The organism is Novosphingobium sp. BL-S-32 (genome assembly GCF_056857055.1).
The window spans coordinates 86517-101252 of sequence record NZ_CM166476.1; the positions used below are offsets into that span (position 1 = coordinate 86517).

General features: G+C 64.5%; 19 protein-coding genes. 5 read left to right on the top strand and 14 right to left on the bottom strand.

Translation table 11 applies throughout. The features are described from left to right. Positions 1 to 580: 580 nt before the first annotated feature. From thiL to hisG, 4 genes are all read right to left on the bottom strand, one after another. Positions 581 to 1540: a thiamine-phosphate kinase gene (gene thiL, locus AC1VVK_RS00405; protein WP_482903943.1), complete on the bottom strand. Its 960-nt coding sequence runs from the start codon at positions 1538 to 1540 to the stop codon at positions 581 to 583. Positions 1541 to 1609: 69 nt separating this feature from the next. Continuing rightward, positions 1610 to 2065, bottom strand: coding sequence for a transcription antitermination factor NusB (gene nusB / locus AC1VVK_RS00410; RefSeq protein ID WP_482903944.1), 456 nt, complete (start codon positions 2063 to 2065; stop codon positions 1610 to 1612). Beyond that, entirely contained in the window at positions 2062 to 3351 is a 1290-nt protein-coding gene (hisD, locus tag AC1VVK_RS00415) for a histidinol dehydrogenase (RefSeq protein ID WP_482903945.1), read from the bottom strand. Before hisD ends, nusB begins: the two co-directional genes overlap by 4 nt. Beyond that, positions 3351 to 4007, bottom strand: a complete 657-nt coding sequence (hisG, locus tag AC1VVK_RS00420) for an ATP phosphoribosyltransferase (protein WP_132385140.1) — start codon at positions 4005 to 4007, stop codon at positions 3351 to 3353. The genes hisD and hisG overlap by 1 nt, the downstream gene beginning before the upstream one ends. Before the next feature lie 38 nt (positions 4008 to 4045). On the opposite strand from hisG, the gene AC1VVK_RS00425 reads away from it, so the two are divergent. Next, on the top strand, positions 4046 to 5119 hold the full coding sequence (locus AC1VVK_RS00425; protein WP_482903946.1) for a DUF2332 domain-containing protein: 1074 nt from the start codon (positions 4046 to 4048) through the stop codon (positions 5117 to 5119). Positions 5120 to 5348: 229 nt separating this feature from the next. Here AC1VVK_RS00425 and AC1VVK_RS00430 read toward each other — a convergent pair whose 3' ends face one another. Continuing rightward, the gene (locus AC1VVK_RS00430; RefSeq protein ID WP_207904602.1) at positions 5349 to 5621 is read right to left on the bottom strand and encodes a BolA family protein; all 273 of its coding nucleotides are present in this window, start codon (positions 5619 to 5621) and stop codon (positions 5349 to 5351) included. A gap of 39 nt (positions 5622 to 5660) precedes the next feature. Here AC1VVK_RS00430 and AC1VVK_RS00435 point away from each other — a divergent pair, with 39 nt between their 5' ends. After that, the gene (locus tag AC1VVK_RS00435) at positions 5661 to 6251 is read left to right on the top strand and encodes a J domain-containing protein (RefSeq protein ID WP_132385143.1); all 591 of its coding nucleotides are present in this window, start codon (positions 5661 to 5663) and stop codon (positions 6249 to 6251) included. Positions 6252 to 6254: 3 nt separating this feature from the next. Here the strand turns inward: AC1VVK_RS00435 and AC1VVK_RS00440 are convergent, their stop codons facing one another. The 8 genes from AC1VVK_RS00440 to AC1VVK_RS00475 form a co-directional block, all read right to left on the bottom strand. Continuing rightward, positions 6255 to 6740 (bottom strand): GFA family protein, encoded by a 486-nt coding sequence (locus AC1VVK_RS00440; RefSeq protein WP_482903947.1) that lies wholly within the window; start codon positions 6738 to 6740, stop codon positions 6255 to 6257. Next, positions 6737 to 7207, bottom strand: a complete 471-nt coding sequence (locus AC1VVK_RS00445) for an SRPBCC domain-containing protein (protein WP_482903948.1) — start codon at positions 7205 to 7207, stop codon at positions 6737 to 6739. The genes AC1VVK_RS00440 and AC1VVK_RS00445 overlap by 4 nt, the downstream gene beginning before the upstream one ends. A 24-nt stretch (positions 7208 to 7231) precedes the next feature. Beyond that, positions 7232 to 7897, bottom strand: a complete 666-nt coding sequence (locus AC1VVK_RS00450; RefSeq protein ID WP_482903949.1) for a glutathione S-transferase family protein — start codon at positions 7895 to 7897, stop codon at positions 7232 to 7234. Beyond that, a complete protein-coding gene (locus AC1VVK_RS00455) occupies positions 7894 to 8388 on the bottom strand; it encodes a VOC family protein (protein ID WP_482903950.1) in 495 nt (164 codons plus the stop codon). The genes AC1VVK_RS00450 and AC1VVK_RS00455 overlap by 4 nt, the downstream gene beginning before the upstream one ends. Continuing rightward, positions 8385 to 9011, bottom strand: coding sequence for a glutathione S-transferase family protein (locus tag AC1VVK_RS00460; RefSeq protein ID WP_482903951.1), 627 nt, complete (start codon positions 9009 to 9011; stop codon positions 8385 to 8387). Before AC1VVK_RS00460 ends, AC1VVK_RS00455 begins: the two co-directional genes overlap by 4 nt. A 99-nt stretch (positions 9012 to 9110) precedes the next feature. Then, a complete protein-coding gene (locus AC1VVK_RS00465; protein ID WP_482903952.1) occupies positions 9111 to 9911 on the bottom strand; it encodes a VOC family protein in 801 nt (266 codons plus the stop codon). Between the two features lie 2 nt (positions 9912 to 9913). Then, positions 9914 to 10285: a DUF1428 domain-containing protein gene (locus AC1VVK_RS00470; RefSeq protein ID WP_132385150.1), complete on the bottom strand. Its 372-nt coding sequence runs from the start codon at positions 10283 to 10285 to the stop codon at positions 9914 to 9916. 3 nt (positions 10286 to 10288) lie between these two features. Beyond that, the gene (locus tag AC1VVK_RS00475; protein ID WP_482903953.1) at positions 10289 to 10957 is read right to left on the bottom strand and encodes a glutathione S-transferase family protein; all 669 of its coding nucleotides are present in this window, start codon (positions 10955 to 10957) and stop codon (positions 10289 to 10291) included. 153 nt (positions 10958 to 11110) lie between these two features. On the opposite strand from AC1VVK_RS00475, the gene AC1VVK_RS00480 reads away from it, so the two are divergent. Both AC1VVK_RS00480 and cobS read left to right on the top strand, forming a co-directional pair. Next, positions 11111 to 11839, top strand: a complete 729-nt coding sequence (locus tag AC1VVK_RS00480) for a winged helix-turn-helix transcriptional regulator (protein ID WP_482903954.1) — start codon at positions 11111 to 11113, stop codon at positions 11837 to 11839. A gap of 83 nt (positions 11840 to 11922) precedes the next feature. Continuing rightward, entirely contained in the window at positions 11923 to 12915 is a 993-nt protein-coding gene (gene cobS / locus AC1VVK_RS00485) for a cobaltochelatase subunit CobS (protein ID WP_132385153.1), read from the top strand. Positions 12916 to 13368: 453 nt separating this feature from the next. Here cobS and truA read toward each other — a convergent pair whose 3' ends face one another. Further along, positions 13369 to 14115 (bottom strand): tRNA pseudouridine(38-40) synthase TruA, encoded by a 747-nt coding sequence (gene truA / locus AC1VVK_RS00490; RefSeq protein WP_482905195.1) that lies wholly within the window; start codon positions 14113 to 14115, stop codon positions 13369 to 13371. Between the two features lie 98 nt (positions 14116 to 14213). On the opposite strand from truA, the gene AC1VVK_RS00495 reads away from it, so the two are divergent. Further along, entirely contained in the window at positions 14214 to 14735 is a 522-nt protein-coding gene (locus tag AC1VVK_RS00495) for a cupin domain-containing protein (RefSeq protein WP_482903955.1), read from the top strand. Position 14736: the final 1 nt, after the last annotated feature.

Consider the following 14736-nt stretch of genomic DNA (forward strand, 5'->3'; position numbering starts at 1 on the left):
TCGTGACGTAAAGGGCTATAGATAAGGAGGATTAGTGGCAAGCGACTTCGTTTGAAGGCGACTTTACTGCCGCAAAACGCGTTCGCGTGACGTGGGGCGCGAGTGATCGCCGGTTATCGAGAAATGAAAAGTAGGGGGCAAGATAGCCTCCCACACCCCGCTCATGCTGAGCTTGTCGAAGTATGGAGGCCTCGCGCTACGTCTCGGGGGCTTCGACAAGCTCGGCCTGAGCGGGAGGAGGGGCAGGTGCGGTGAGGGCAGACGGTGCAGCTATCACCCCGCTCATACTGAGCTTGTCGAAAGATGAAGGCCTCGCGCTACGCCTCGGGGGCTTCGACAAGCTCAGCCTGAGCGGGAGGAGAGGCTGGTGCGGTGAGGACAGACGGGGTAGCGACCACCCCGCTCGTCCTGAGATGGTCTAAGGATGGAGGCTTCGTGTCACGCCTCGGGAGGCTTCGACAAGCTCAGGACGAGCGGAAGGAGGGGCAGGTGGGGTGAGGGCAGACGGGGCAGCCACCACCCCGCACATCCTGAGCTTGTCGAAGGATGGCAGCCTCGCGCCACGCTTCATCCGCGTGGCCTAGTGTTGGTAGCCGAGCCTGTCCGGCAACGAAATCGGCGTGCCCTTCCATTCAAGGACTATGCCGCTGCCCGGGGTTACCGTCCCGATAGCGTGGATCTCGGTTTCCAGCCCCTTTGCCGCCGCGCGCAAGTAAGCGGTGTGCACCGGCGGCGCGGTGAACAGCAGTATATAGTCGTCACCCGCCGTCATCGCCGCAATGCGCTGGTCGAGATCGTCGCCGGCAACGGCGCGATAGGCGGCTGAGAGCGGTACTTCGGCAATGTCGAAATGAACCGCGACGCCGCTTGCCTCGCTCATCCGGCGCGCGTCGATCAGCAGTCCGTCGGACACGTCCATCATCGCGCTGGTCAGCGGAGCGAGCGCGACGCCCAGCGTGGGTTCGGGCATGGGGCGGCGATAGCGGTCGATCAGCCAGGTATGATCGGGGCTGACGTCCTTCACCGGATCGGACAGCAGCGCGAGGCCAAGGCCGGAATCGCCCAGCGTTCCGCTGCACCAGACGATGTCGCCCGGCTGCGCGCCGCTGCGCGTGGGCACCGCCACATCCTCCAGCCCGCGTCCGATCGCGGTAAGCGAGAAGCTGCGGGCGGATCCGCGCGGCATGCGTACCGTATCGCCGCCCAACAGCGGCAGCGCGAAGTGGCGGCAGGCATTGTCCATCCCGCGCAGGAAAGCGCGGTCCCACTCGTCTTCTCCGAGTGCGTGCGATTTCAGGCAGCCGAGCGGCTCCGCGCCCTTGGCGGCAAGGTCCGAGGCATTCACCGCCACCAGCTTCCAGGCGATGCTTTCCGGCGGATCGTCGTGCAGGAAGTGGATGCCCTCGACCAGCGTGTCCATGGTCAGGACCAGCTTTTCGCCGCCGATTTCCAGCACCGCCGCATCGTCGGCAAGTCCGCGCGCGGCCGGGCTCACGGCAATGGCGCGCAGGGCTTCGATGAAGGCAAATTCGCGGGTCATGATATAACAATGGGCCCGAGAGGGCCCATTGTCGAGATCACGAGTGCACGGTCATGCTGCGCACAAATGTCAGCGAACCGCCTTGGCGACGGCATCGAGCACGCCGTTGACGAACTTCGCCTCGCGCTCATCGAAGAAGGCGTGGGCGACGTCGAGATACTCGCCGATCGCCGCGCCGGTCGGCACGTCCGCGCGGGCGAGCAGTTCGTAGGTGCCGGCGCGCAGGATCTGCAACATGGTCTTGTCGAGACGGGCGAGCGACCAGCCTTCGGCCAGCTTGCCGGACAGCAGCTCATCGATCTCGTCGCGGCGGGCGATCACGCCCTTCACAACATCGTCGAAGAAAGCGACTTCGGCAGTGGCGTACTGGTCCTCGTCGATTTCCGCGCCAAGCCGATGGCGGTGGAATTCGTCGAGCAGGATAGCCTGCTGCGTGCCTTCCATCTCGAACTGATAGAGAGCCTGAACGGCGGCGAGGCGCGCTGCGGAGCGGGCCTGCTTCGAATTGGGCTTGGAATTGCTCATTGGGAAAGTCTCACGGAAATGGAGCGCGCGTGCGCGGGAAGCCCTTCGGCATCGGCAAGGGCAACGGCGGCGGGGCCAATGGCCTCAAGCGCCGCCTGATCGAGCTGGATGAAGCTGGTGCGCTTCATGAAATCGAGGACCGACAAGCCCGAGGCGAACCGCGCGCGGCGCCCGGTGGGCAGCACGTGGTTGGGGCCGGCGACGTAATCGCCCACCGCTTCGGGGGTCATGCGGCCAAGGAACACCGATCCGGCATGACGGATCCGGCGGAACAGGCTTTCGGGATCGTCGGTGGCGATCTCGACATGTTCGGCGGCAAGCGCATCGGCCAGCGCCGGGGCCTCTTCGAAGCTCTCGACGACGACGATCACGCCGTAGTCGTTCCATGACTGGCGCGCGGTTGCCTGCGTGGCGAGGGCGGAAAGTTCCAGTTCCACCGCTTCGGCGACGGCGTCCGCGAAGGCGGCATCGTCGGTGATGAGGATCGACTGAGAGGTGGGATCGTGCTCGGCCTGGCTCAGCAGGTCGGCGGCGATGCGGCGCGGTTCGTTCTTCGCATCGGCGATCACGAGGATTTCGCTGGGGCCCGCCACCATGTCGATGCCGACGACGCCGTAGAGCTGGCGCTTGGCTTCGGCCACCCACGCATTGCCGGGGCCAGTGATCACATCGACAGGTGCGATCCTGTCGGTGCCATAGGCCAGCGCGCCCACGGCATGGGCACCGCCTACGCGCCAGACTTCGTCCACGCCCGCAAGGTGCGCGGCGGCGAGGACGAGCGCGTTGACTTCACCCTTCGGCGTCGGCGTGACGACGACGAGACGCTCCACGCCCGCGACTTTGGCGGGAATCGCGTTCATCAGCATCGAGGAAGGGTAAGCGGCCCGGCCGCCCGGAACATAGAGCCCGGCAGCATCGACTGCGCGCCAGACGGCGCCAAGGCGCACGCCGGCCTCGTCGGTGTAGTCGCGGTCCTCGGGAAGCTGCGCGGCGTGATAGGCGCGGATCCGCGCAGCGGCGAGTTCGAGCGCGCCGCGAAGTTCCGGGGTGAGGGCATCGAAGGCCGCGCGGCAGGTCTCGGCGTCGATCCGCCAGCCGCTTTCATCGAGTTCGTGGCCGTCGAACCGGGCGGTGTATTCGGCCAGCGCTGCATCGCCGCGGGCGCGCACGGCGGCCAGAATGTCGGCCACGTCACGCGCAACGTCGACGGCGCTCTCGCGGCGGTCGGCAACCACTTGCCGGAAGGCCTCGGCGAATCCGGCGTCCTTGCTGGAAAGTCGCAGCATCAGGCGGCCGCTTTCGTTTCGGCAACGAGTGCGCGGAACGCATCGACCAGCGCCGCGACGCGGTCATCGGTCTTGAGCGCCGCGCGGTTGACGATGAGCCGCGCCGAGATGTCGAGGATGCGGCTCGTCTCGACGAGGCCATTTTCCTTGAGCGTGCGGCCGGTCGAAACGAGGTCGACGATGCGGCTCGAAAGGCCCAGCGAAGGCGCCAGTTCCATCGCGCCGTTGAGCTTCACGACTTCGGCCTGCACGCCCAGCTTCTCGAAATAGCGGCGCGTGAGGTTCGGATACTTGCTGGCGATGCGCAAGTGCGATGGCAGCGGGCCGCCGATCTCGCCCTCGGGCTCGGCAACCGACAGGCGGCAGTGGCCGATGTTCAGGTCAACCGGCGCGTAGAGGTCCGGATAGGCGAATTCCTCCACCACGTCGGAGCCAACGATGCCGACTTGCGCGGCACCATGCGCGACGAACGTTGCCACGTCGAAAGCGCGGACGCGGATCAGGCGCATCTCGCTGTTCTCGCACGCGAATGACAGCGCGCGAGACTTCTTGTCGTGGAACTCCGCTTCGGGCACCACACCGGCGCGTGCCATCAGCGGCAGCGCCTCGTCGAGGATTCGCCCTTTGGGCACGGCAAAGGTCAAGGTTGTCGGCATGGTGCGCGCATTTAGGCGGCAAGTGGCGAAAGGGCAACATGGCACAGGACCAGAAAGAGTTCAGCGAAGGTTTTGGCGGCAATGTGGCCGAGGCTTTCGCCAATCAGGTGGAATATTGCCGCAAAAACGGCGCCCCGATCACCGCGCGCATCGTTGCCGGGCTGGCTGCCGTGCTGGGCGACGCGGATGCGGGGCCGTTCCTGACGCGAATCCGCGATTGGCAGGGCATGCCGCTGGCGGATGCCGTGCCCCTGCGCGCAGCCGGGGGGATCCATGCTTTGCACCAGTCCGGCCGTGAGCCTGCGCTGGCGCCGATTTATGCGGGCGATCCTGCGGACGACGCTGCGATTCTGCGCGATGTGGTTCGCCGTCACGATGCCGAACTGATGCCCTGGCTGGACGGGCCGCCGCAGACCAATGAGGCGGGCCGTTCGTCCAACTTCGTTGCCGCGATGCTCTGGCTGGCCGCGAAGGGCCTGCCTGCCCGCTTCGAATGTCTGGAAGTCGGCGCGAGCGCGGGCATCAACCTCATGCTGGACCGCTATCGTTACGATCTGGGCGGTGTCACCGTTGGGCCGGAGCGGGGGGGCATGCAATTCGCGCCCGAATGGCGCGGTGCGCCGCCGCCGTCGGAGCAGATCTCGTTCGCGTCGCTGAGGGGATGCGACGTCGCGCCGGTCGACCTTGCCGATCCGGCGCAGGCGCAGCGGCTGCGCGCCTATATCTGGCCCGAGCACACGGAGCGCTTCGCCAGACTCGATGCCGCCATCGCCGCGGCGAGCGAGCATGCACCCGAACTGGTGAAGATGAATGCGGCGGATTTCGTCGAGCAGCAACTCGCCATGCGGCAGGCGGAGGGCACGACGCGCGTGCTGATGCACTCGATCGTCATGCAGTACGTTCCCGAGGATCAGCGCGTGAGGATTGCGCAGGCCATGGAAGCGGCCGGGGCTGCGGCGAGTGCGGACAAGCCGCTTGCGTGGATTTCGGTCGAGGGAGACCGGACCAAGCTCGGGCATGCACTGACAGTGCGCTATTGGCCCGGCGGCGAGGAATGGCACTTGCTGGCGCGTGCTCACGCGCACGGGGCATGGATCGAGTGGCTGGGTTAGGGGCCACTGAGGCGTGCAGCTTCGCCGGCGCCCGTCATTTGGCCGAAGTCTGCCCTTCGGCCCTAGTTTGCCATTCGCCTGAAGTCTGGCACTTCACTTGATGCCTAGCACTTCGTCGTCCCCGCGAAGGCGGGGACCCCGCTTTTCTTGAGAGGGAAGGCACGCAGCGAGGCCCCCGCCTTCGCGGGGGCGACGAGATTGGCTTCCTGAAGAACTTACTTTGGCTGCCTTATTCCCCCGGCGCGCGGGCCTTGATCGCCACGGCATGGACGCGCTCGCCGGGAATGTCGCCCAGCGCGGCATTGACCAGGCGCTGGCGCTGGAGGCGGGAGACGCCCTCGAAACGGGGGCTTTCAATTTCGATGGTGAAATGCGATTCGCCGCTGCCATCATCGCCTGAATGGCCGCGATGGGTGGCGGAATCGTTGATCACTGCGAGGTGGCTGGGGGCGAAAGCTGCTTCGAGCAGCTGACGCATTTCCTGTTCGATCGGTCCGGTCATGGCTTCCATTTAGGCGCTCAATCCCCCATCTGGAAGCCGGTGAGACATACGAGATTTCATGGCAGGGTCGAATCCGGCAGCCGCGAGTGCGGTTGGCCGGGTTGCGAAGAGACGGGTGAGTTCCGGGCACCGGGCGGTCGCCCCTCGGGTTTTGACGGGCCGGGCGACTATCGCTGGTTCTGTCTCGATCACGTGCGCCAGTTCAATGCGGGCTACGACTATTTCGACGGCATGGATTCGGAGCAGATCCTTCGGGCGCAGTCTCCGCTCCACGGCTGGGAAACGCAGACGCGCGCTTTCCGCCCGGACGCTGGCGTGGACGGGGCGCCGCGCTGGGCCGATTTTGCCGATCCGCTCGAAGCGATCAGCGCGCGGGCAAGGGCGCATGTGCGCCGTCGTCAGGCCGATATGAAGCCGGAGAATGCGCGCTTCACGCCGAACGAACGGCGCGCGCTGGAAGTGCTGGGGCTCGATGGCGACATCGACCGGAAAACGCTGCGCCTGCGGTACACGCGGCTGCTGCGCCAATACCACCCGGACCACAACGGCGGCGATCATGGCCACGCCACGCGTCTTCAGGCCGTAGTCGAAGCCTATCAGTTGCTCCGCAAGGCCGCCGCTTTCGCCTGAGAATCAGCGGCCGCGCAGGATTCGCCAGCGCGCCGCGCCGTTCTCGCCGTAGATGCGCGTGACATCCTTGCCGGAATAGAACTGCTCGAACCGTTCCGGGCTTTCTGACAGCATCACCCAGGGTTGCTTGCTCTCGGTGAAAACATGCACGTCGGGCGGGCAGATGTCGGGATCGTCGAGCGTACCCACTCGGATGAAATCGGCCTTGTCGCCCGCGCCGCCGTAGTGGCTCCAGACCGCGATCTTGCAGTTCGGACAGCGCAGGATCGCTTGTCCCTTGCCGCTGAGCGAGGGCGTGTCGATGCGCTCCGGCGCGCTTTCGCCGATCAGTTCCACCCGGTCAGCCTCGATCACGGCATTGAGCGCAAAGGCGCTGCCGCTCTCGCGTTGGCACCAGCGGCAATGGCAACAATGGACGACGATCGGATCGTCCAGCAGGCGGTAACGGACCTGCCCGCAAGTGCAGCCCCCTTCGGCCCGTGCGCTCAAGCGGCCTTACCTTCGCAGATCTCCGCGAGTTGCCGGGCGCAGGCCGACCAACCGTCTACGAAGCCCATCTCGTCATGCTTCTTCATGGTTTCGGCGTTCCAATGGCGGGCCCGCGCGGTGTAGCGGGTGCCGTTGCCTTCGGGTTCGACTTCCCAGATGCCGATCATGAACGGACCAGACGGCTGGAACTCGCCGGATTCCGTCAATGTAATGGCATCGGTCGTCACGAAACGCCGGCCTTCCTCGAATGCGAGGTAGATGCCGTTCTGCGGCGCAGTTTCGCCGTCAGGACCGTACATGGTCATCCGACAGACGCCGCCGGGACGCTTGTCCTGCTCGTTCACTTCGACACGCCAGGGGCGGGGGCACCACCATTCTTCCTGACGGTTGGCAAGGACATCCCAGACCTTGTCGGTCGGGGCGTCGATATAGAGGGTGATCGAAAGTTCGTTGTCCGTTTCGCTCACGGGCAATCTCTCCCAAAATAAGCGTCAGTCGCGGTCGGGTGCGCCGAGCGGGAAGTAGGAACGGAACGGCCGGGCGTCGTCCACGCAGCGCGCGACTGGCGGCAGAGAGAGCAGATGTGCGCGCCATTGCCGAAGCCGAGGCAGCGATTCGGGGATGGGATGCACCCAGTCGGCATAGAACAGCGACGGGGCCGCCGCGCACTCGATCAGGGTTACATGGTCTATCTGCGGATAGAATCGCAGCCAGCCTTCAAGCCAGGCATAAGTGCGTTCCAGCCGCGTGCGGGCTTCGGCGCAGCGCGCCATATCGGGATTGTCCGGTGCGCGGATATGCTCGTCCACGACGATCTGCATGATGTTCATCACGTAGTTGTCGAAGACCCGGTCGAGCATGCGGATCGCCGTTGCCGCATCAGGATCTTCGGGGACCAGCGTACCCGGCGCGATGTGGTGGCGGTCCAGATATTCAAGGATAGAGGTCGTTTCGAACAGCAGGTTCTCGCCATCGCGCAGGACCGGGAATTTGCCTTGCGGGCCCGCCGTCTGGACCACTTCCGCGTTGTCCGGATGCTCAGGGTCAACCACCCTGAAGGTGAAAGGCACATCGTAAGCATAAAGCGCGATTAGAACCTTCCACGTGTAGGACGAGAAAGGGTGACCGAAGAGTTCGAGGACGGGTTCGGAATTCACGCGGAAGCTCCGGAAAATGCCGCTTCAATCGCGGCGATATCGATTTTGCGCATCGTCATCATCGCCTCCATCGCGCGCTTGGCAGCGGCACGGTCAGGATCGGTGAGGGCGTCCGACAAGACTTTGGGCGTGATCTGCCAGGACAGGCCCCACTTGTCCTTGCACCAGCCGCACATGCTTTCAGCGCCGCCGTTATCGACGATGGCGTTCCAGTAGCGGTCGGTCTCTTCCTGCGTCAGCGTCTCGACCTGGAACGAGAATGCCTCGCTGTGCGGGAAGCTGGGGCCGCCGTTGAGGCCGATGCACTCAATCCCCATGACCGAGAATTCCACCGTGATCACGTCTCCCGTCTTGCCGTCGGGATAATCGGTGGGCGATCGGGTCACTTCGGTGACGTGTGTGTCAGGAAAGACGCTGGCGTAGAACGTCGCGGCGTCTTCGGCCGTACCGTCGTACCAGAGGCAGACGCGGTTCTTGGTGCGGGCGGTCATTTTTTCATCTCCGCAATCAGCGTGTTGTCGACAGCCTTGGCGGCCTTGTAGCCGTCGCGGGCCTGAAGCCGCTCTGCATAAGCGACGAAGGCCGGACGCGGCGGCATGGTGCCGAAGGTCAGGCCCCAGTCCACCGCGCTGCCGACATAGACATCGGCCATGGTGAAGCGCGCGCCGCAAACCCAGTCGCGCCCTTCGAGATGCTTTTCCAGCGCATTCATCGTGCGGTCGAAGCTGCCCCAGCCGGCCATCATCTCCTGTTCGGGTGCGGGTTCGCTCTTGAAGTGGCGCGACGTGATCGCCTGTTCGACCGGTCCGGCCGCAAAGAACGTCCAGCGGTAATAGTCCGCCATCTCGCCATCGTTGGGCAGCAGCCCCGCTTCGGGATGCATCTCGGCAAGGTAGAGGCAGATCGCGGCGGCTTCTGTCACCACCCGATCTCCGCCTTCGGCATGGTGGACGATGGTGGGGACTTTGCCCATCGGGTTGATGTCCAGAAAGCCTGCCGGCTTTTCCTTCCAGTCGATGATGACCTGATCGTAATTGGCGCCGGCTTCGTGGAGGGCCCAGCGAGCGATCTGACCGCGCGACATGGGGTTGGTGTAGAAGGTGTAGTCAGCCATTCCCGGTGCTCCTCGCAATCCGCGTCCGAGTTGGAACAATCATGGAACAAATGCCGATCGTCAAGCGCCGATCGGCGTGTTCACCGATGCGCGTGCGGATCAGTCGCCCTTGGGGCCGACAAGGCCGAAACCGGCGCCTTGCGGGTCCACTGCAACGACGATCCAGTCCCCGCCGGGAACCTCGTGGGGGCCCATCAAGACTTTGCCGCCGTTGTTTTCGATCGCCGATTTCGCCGCGGCGATGGACGGTACGCCGAAGTAGAACAGCCAGATCGCCGGTTGCTGGTCGCTCTGGCGCTGCATGATCGCGCCGAGCGTCTGCCCGTGGTGGCCGATGAAGCAATAATCGCCCATGTCGCCCATCGGCATCTTATCATTGAATTCGAAGCCGAAATGCTTGCCGTAAAACGCCATTGAGGCGGCTTGATCGGGGCTGGCGAGTTCGTTCCACCGCACGTGCTGGTTCTCCGTGACGGAGAAGACATCGCTGGTGGAATCGGTCTGGCCCGCGGGTGGCACCGGCTTCATCAGATAGATCGGCACGCCCTGCGGATCGGCAACCATGGCGATGCGGCCAACCGGAAGATCGAAGGCGGGCAATTGTTCGCGGCCGCCCTCGGCGACGATGGCGTGGACCTTGGCGTCCACGTCCTCGACATTGAGATAGGGCAGCCAGCAGGGGCGGGCGCCGCCCATCGCCATGTCCTGCGTGATCTGCATCGCGCCGCCGGCCATGCCGCCGTCGTCACGCTGGATCATGCGGTAATCCATGCTGCCCGCACCGGGATCGGAATGGGCCGAGAACGTCCAGCCGACCACGGCCTTGTAGAAGGCTGCGGCGCCATCGACGTCGCTGGTGAGAAGTTCGTACCAGATGAAGCTGCCAACAGGATTGGCCATGGTCATTCTCCCACTTGGACGACAGGTTGGAATCCGCCGAAGACCATCCGCGCGCCATCGAAGGGCGGAGGATTGTTCGCGGGGTCAAAGCGCGGGTCGTTTTTCATCAGTTCCATCAGCAGGCCCATCTGCCGGTCGCGGGTTTCCTTGTCCGGCCATTCGATCCAGCTGAAACAGACCGTCTCGTCCTCCTTGGCGTCGACCGCGCGGTAAAAGTCGGTCTGCTTGCCGTGGGGCACGTCGTCGCCCCAGCATTCCCAGACTCGAAGCGCGCCGTATTCGATGAAGTAGTCGTCGAATTCGCGCGCGTGGGCGATGAACTTGTCCTTGTTGGCAAGCGATACGGGGATCAGGAAACCGTCGACGTAGGCCATGGCTCACTCTCCTGCGGGGGCGGAATAGGCGTCCAGTTGTTCGGTCAGGGCTTGGATGAAGGCGGGGCGTGCCTCGGCGCGGGCCTTGTAGGCGGCGAGCGCGGGAAAGCCTTCGAGGATCGCGGTATGGTCAATGCAGCGCAGCACGGTGACCATGACGATGTCCGCGATGGAGAAGGGGCCTGCCAGCCATTCGCGATCGCGCAGCGCCTTCTGGGTCACTGCGAGCCTGCGTTCGGCCAGTTGGACCACGCCGGGACGGGCTTCGGCCACCCATGCCTCGCCGGCGTGGAAGAGGTCGAGCGCGGTCACTTGCGTCACGAACGGCTCGACGCTGTTGACCGCTGCGAAAAGCCAGGTGATCGCCTGCCAGCGCGTGGCGGGATCGGTGGGGAGCAGGCGTTCGTCCTGTTCGCCAAGGTAAAGCAGGATCGCGCCGCTTTCGAACATGCGCGTTTCACCATCTTCGAAGGCAGGAACCTGCCCGAAGGGCTGCCACTCGCGGTACTGGTCGGTACGCGGGGCCATCGCGTCGAAAAGTTCCATCCGATAATCGCGCCCGATCTCTTCGAGCGCCCAGCGGATGCGCAGATCGCGCACCTGCCCACGTACCGGTGGGGGCACGTTGTTGAAACCGCTGATCACCGTTGCTGCGTTGTCGCAAACAGGCATCTGCTCTCTCCCGATGATGTCCATAACATATGTCGGTCCGCAATCGGACCCGCGAAGTGTTCGCCACGGTTGCCCTTGCGGCGAATCGTTCTTGCAGAAAGCTGATCCTATGAGTTACAAAAAGCAACTATGAAGTTACTAAATGAAACTGGTGTGACGACGAAGCGAGCAAAGCGGATGGAGAAAGAGGCATGTGCTTCGGGCTCGCAGGCTGCCGCACGCCACGGCCGCTGGTATGAAGACGCCTGCGGCGGTTCGCTGGCGCTGGAATTGATCGGGGAGCGCTGGTCGCTGCTGATCGTGCGCGAGATGCTGCTCGGTCCGCGCCGCTTCAACGAATTGCGCGCGGCGCTGCCCACGCTGAGCGCCAAAGTTCTGACCGAGCGGCTGGTCTCGCTGGAGGCATCGGGAATCGTTCGCCGCACCAAGCTGGCGCCGCCCGCTTCGGTGCAAGTCTACGGCCTGACGGAGTGGGGGCACGGGCTGGAGCCGGTCCTGCTGGAACTGGTGCGCTGGGGGCTGCGCTCGCCGGGGCACGATCCGGCGCTGGCGTTCACGCCGGTTTCGTTGATGCTGTCGCTGCGGGCGCTGATCGACCGGGCGCGCGCTGGCGATCTTTCGCCACTGGCGGCTTTCGAGATCGGTGTCCAGAAATTCGCTGCCCGCGTGCAAGACGGAGAACTGATCGTCCATCCCGCCGGAGACGCGATGACGGCGGCCGAACTGCGCTTCTGCGCGGATAGCGCGTCCGATTTTCTCCCGGTCTTCTACGGCAAGCGCACGGTGGAGGAGGCGGGCGGAAAGCTGGCGATTGAAGGTGATCCGGCACTGGCCGCGCAGTTTATCGACCTCTTCGCATTGCCGCCCAAGTTCCGGTCCTGAAGCGGAATAGTTCGCCGGCGCGTATCATTCCTCCGTCAAAGGCTGTTGCGGTGCAGCGCCCGCTTGTCTACCCGATAGGCACGATGACTGAGTCCGAGACCATGAAGCCCGAGAACCGCGACGCCACCGTCCTTGCCGCGCCCGACATCGAAGTCGACGTCCGTGAGACCTTCGGAATCGATATCGACATGAAGGTGCCTGCCTTCTCCGTCGCCGACGAACGCGTGCCCGACATCGACGAGACCTATGTTTTCGATCCGGACACCACGCTCGCGATCCTTGCGGGCTTTGCCTACAATCGCCGCGTGATGGTGCAGGGCTATCATGGCACCGGCAAGTCGACGCATATCGAGCAGGTGGCCGCGCGCCTCAAGTGGCCGTGCATCCGCATCAACCTCGACGCGCATATCAGCCGTATCGACCTGATCGGCCGCGATGCCATCGTCCTGCGCGACGGTCTTCAGGTTACCGAGTTCCGCGAAGGCCTGCTGCCCTGGGCGCTACAGCACCCGGTGGCACTGGTGTTCGACGAATACGACGCCGGCCGTCCGGACGTGATGTTCGTGATCCAGCGCATTCTGGAAACCGAGGGCAAGCTGACGCTGCTCGACCAGAACCGCGTGATCCGCCCTGATCGCAACTTCCGCCTGTTCGCCACGGCCAACACGGTGGGCCTTGGCGATACTTCGGGCCTCTATCACGGCACCCAGCAGATCAACCAGGGCCAGATGGACCGCTGGAATCTGGTGGTCGGCCTCAACTATCTGCCCGAGCCGGTCGAGACCGACATCGTCTCCAAGAAGGTGCCGCAGATCGATGCCAAGACCATCGCTAACATGGTCAAGGTTGCCGATTTCTCGCGTCAGGGCTTCATGAACGGCGATATCTCGACCGTGATGAGCCCGCGTACGGTCATCACGTGGGCGCAGAACACGGCGATCTTCAACGACGTCGGCTTCGCGTTCCGCCTCTCGTTCCTCAACAAGTGCGACGAGACCGAGCGTGTCATGGTGGCCGAATACTACCAGCGCGTGTTTGGGACGGAACTGCCCGAAAGCATCGTCTCCAAGGCCTGAACTGGCCGCAACGGGATCGGAAAGGGAGGCTGCGGCCTCCCTTTTTTTGTGCCTGTGGAGAGGTGTTGAGGAGATTGGATCACGCGGAGACGCGGAGGCGCAGAGAGATGTCGCTCCGGACCGCATTCTCGCTTCGTCATCCGAAGATGCGGCAGCCCTGGAGCAAGGAAGCGGCTTCTCCCGAAACGCTATTCCTCCGCCCGACCGCCTCACGCCCCGCTCATCCTGAGCTTGTCGAAGGATGGGAGCAAGAGCGCCACGCCGCCGGGGGCTTCGACAAGCTCAGCCTGAGCGGGATTGAAGTGAGCATGCGGCCCAGAACGCGTCTGTGTCGGGTATTCGGCAATGGAATGGCAAGCGACCTTGCATCCACCGCTTCCTTCTGACCGCAGCGAGGTCGGCGTAACTGGAACAGGTGCCGGCAAGGCATGTCACCATGTCCGGCAGCCAGGATCAGTCCTCGGGATAAGTCGCTTTCACGAAATAGAGCCCATCCGGCGGGGAATTGAGGCCCAGCGCCTGCCGGTTGCGCGCCGCCAGCGCTTCGGCGACCTTCTGCTCATCCCAGCGGCCCATGCCCACCAGCGCAAGGCAGCCGACCATCGAGCGCACCTGATGGTGCAGGAAACTGCGCGCCTCGGCCTCGATCAGCACCATCTCGCCCTCGCGCCGCACGTCGAGCCGGTCGAGCGTCTTCACCGGGCTTTGCGACTGGCAGTGCGCCGAGCGGAACGTCGTGAAATCATGAAGGCCCACCAGGATCTGCGCCGCGCGGTGCATGGCGGCTTCGTCCAGCGGCTTGGGTACCTGCCAGGCCTTGCCGCGCTCCAGCGTCAGAGGCGCGCGGCGGTTGGCGATGCGGTAGATGTACGACCGGCCGATGCACGAAAAACGGGCGTGCCATGCGTCCGGCACGATCTCGCAGGCGACAACCGCAATCGGATGGGGACGCAGCCGCGCATTCATCCCCTCCATGAAGTGGAACGGCGTGAACGGCTTATCGATGTCGATATGCGCTTTCATGCCCAGCGCATGGACGCCCGCATCGGTGCGGCCGGCAGCGTGCATGCTGGTGCTCTGGCCGGTGAGCGCAAAGGCTGCTTCCTCGACGCTTTGCTGCACAGAAGGGCCATGCGCCTGGCGTTGAAGGCCCATGTACGGGGCGCCGTCGAATTCGAGAGTGAGGGCAAAGCGGGTCATCGCGCCGCCGATACAGGACTGCGGGCCCGCTGCAAACGGCTTGGCGTGCACGGAGAAGGGGCGCATTCTCTGCGCGACGCTTAAGGGGAGAGTGCAAAATGGCCGATGCGCCGCCACGTTTCGAGATATTCCGGGGCAGCAATGCACCCACGCTGGACGAATGCGGCTGCATGACCATGGCGGGCGAGGTGCCAAACATGATGGCCGCGCTTCCGCTTTTCGCCGAAGCTGGCGCGGAAACCGGTGAACTGGTCGATGTCCCTTATCGCCGCCCGGGCATGAGCCTCGCCCGGCTTTTGCTCAAGAGCGGATTTGCACTCCCGCTGCACAGCCACGATTGCGACTGCCTCTATTACATCGTCGCGGGCAGCGTGGAGCTTGGCACCGAGACGCTGGTCGCTGGGGACGGGTTTTTCGTCGGCAGCGAAGTTCCCTACGCTTATGTCGCGGGGCCGGAGGGCGCCGAAGTCCTCGAATTCCGCTCGACCGACGCTTTCGACATCCGCATTCGCGACAAGTCGCCGGAAGGCTGGGCGAAAAGCGCAGGCCTCGTACGCGAGGCGCAGGCCCGCTGGGCGGACGAGGCGCCGCCAGTCCGCCGCTTACCTGAACGCACGTAAC

What these genes read in the sequence shown, in the direction of transcription:
- AC1VVK_RS00495 (WP_482903955.1), top strand. Translation starts at nt 14,214, where the DNA reads ATGGCCGATGCGCCGCCACGTTTCGAGATATTCCGGGGCAGCAATGCA.
- AC1VVK_RS00425 (WP_482903946.1), top strand. Translation starts at nt 4,046, where the DNA reads ATGGCACAGGACCAGAAAGAGTTCAGCGAAGGTTTTGGCGGCAATGTG.
- cobS (WP_132385153.1), top strand. Translation starts at nt 11,923, where the DNA reads ATGACTGAGTCCGAGACCATGAAGCCCGAGAACCGCGACGCCACCGTC.
- AC1VVK_RS00465 (WP_482903952.1), bottom strand. Translation starts at nt 9,911, where the DNA reads ATGGCCAATCCTGTTGGCAGCTTCATCTGGTACGAACTTCTCACCAGC.
- AC1VVK_RS00475 (WP_482903953.1), bottom strand. Translation starts at nt 10,957, where the DNA reads ATGCCTGTTTGCGACAACGCAGCAACGGTGATCAGCGGTTTCAACAAC.
- thiL (WP_482903943.1), bottom strand. Translation starts at nt 1,540, where the DNA reads ATGACCCGCGAATTTGCCTTCATCGAAGCCCTGCGCGCCATTGCCGTG.
- AC1VVK_RS00460 (WP_482903951.1), bottom strand. Translation starts at nt 9,011, where the DNA reads ATGGCTGACTACACCTTCTACACCAACCCCATGTCGCGCGGTCAGATC.
- AC1VVK_RS00455 (WP_482903950.1), bottom strand. Translation starts at nt 8,388, where the DNA reads ATGACCGCCCGCACCAAGAACCGCGTCTGCCTCTGGTACGACGGTACG.
- AC1VVK_RS00470 (WP_132385150.1), bottom strand. Translation starts at nt 10,285, where the DNA reads ATGGCCTACGTCGACGGTTTCCTGATCCCCGTATCGCTTGCCAACAAG.
- nusB (WP_482903944.1), bottom strand. Translation starts at nt 2,065, where the DNA reads ATGAGCAATTCCAAGCCCAATTCGAAGCAGGCCCGCTCCGCAGCGCGC.
- AC1VVK_RS00430 (WP_207904602.1), bottom strand. Translation starts at nt 5,621, where the DNA reads ATGACCGGACCGATCGAACAGGAAATGCGTCAGCTGCTCGAAGCAGCT.
- hisD (WP_482903945.1), bottom strand. Translation starts at nt 3,351, where the DNA reads ATGCTGCGACTTTCCAGCAAGGACGCCGGATTCGCCGAGGCCTTCCGG.
- truA (WP_482905195.1), bottom strand. Translation starts at nt 14,115, where the DNA reads ATGACCCGCTTTGCCCTCACTCTCGAATTCGACGGCGCCCCGTACATG.
- hisG (WP_132385140.1), bottom strand. Translation starts at nt 4,007, where the DNA reads ATGCCGACAACCTTGACCTTTGCCGTGCCCAAAGGGCGAATCCTCGAC.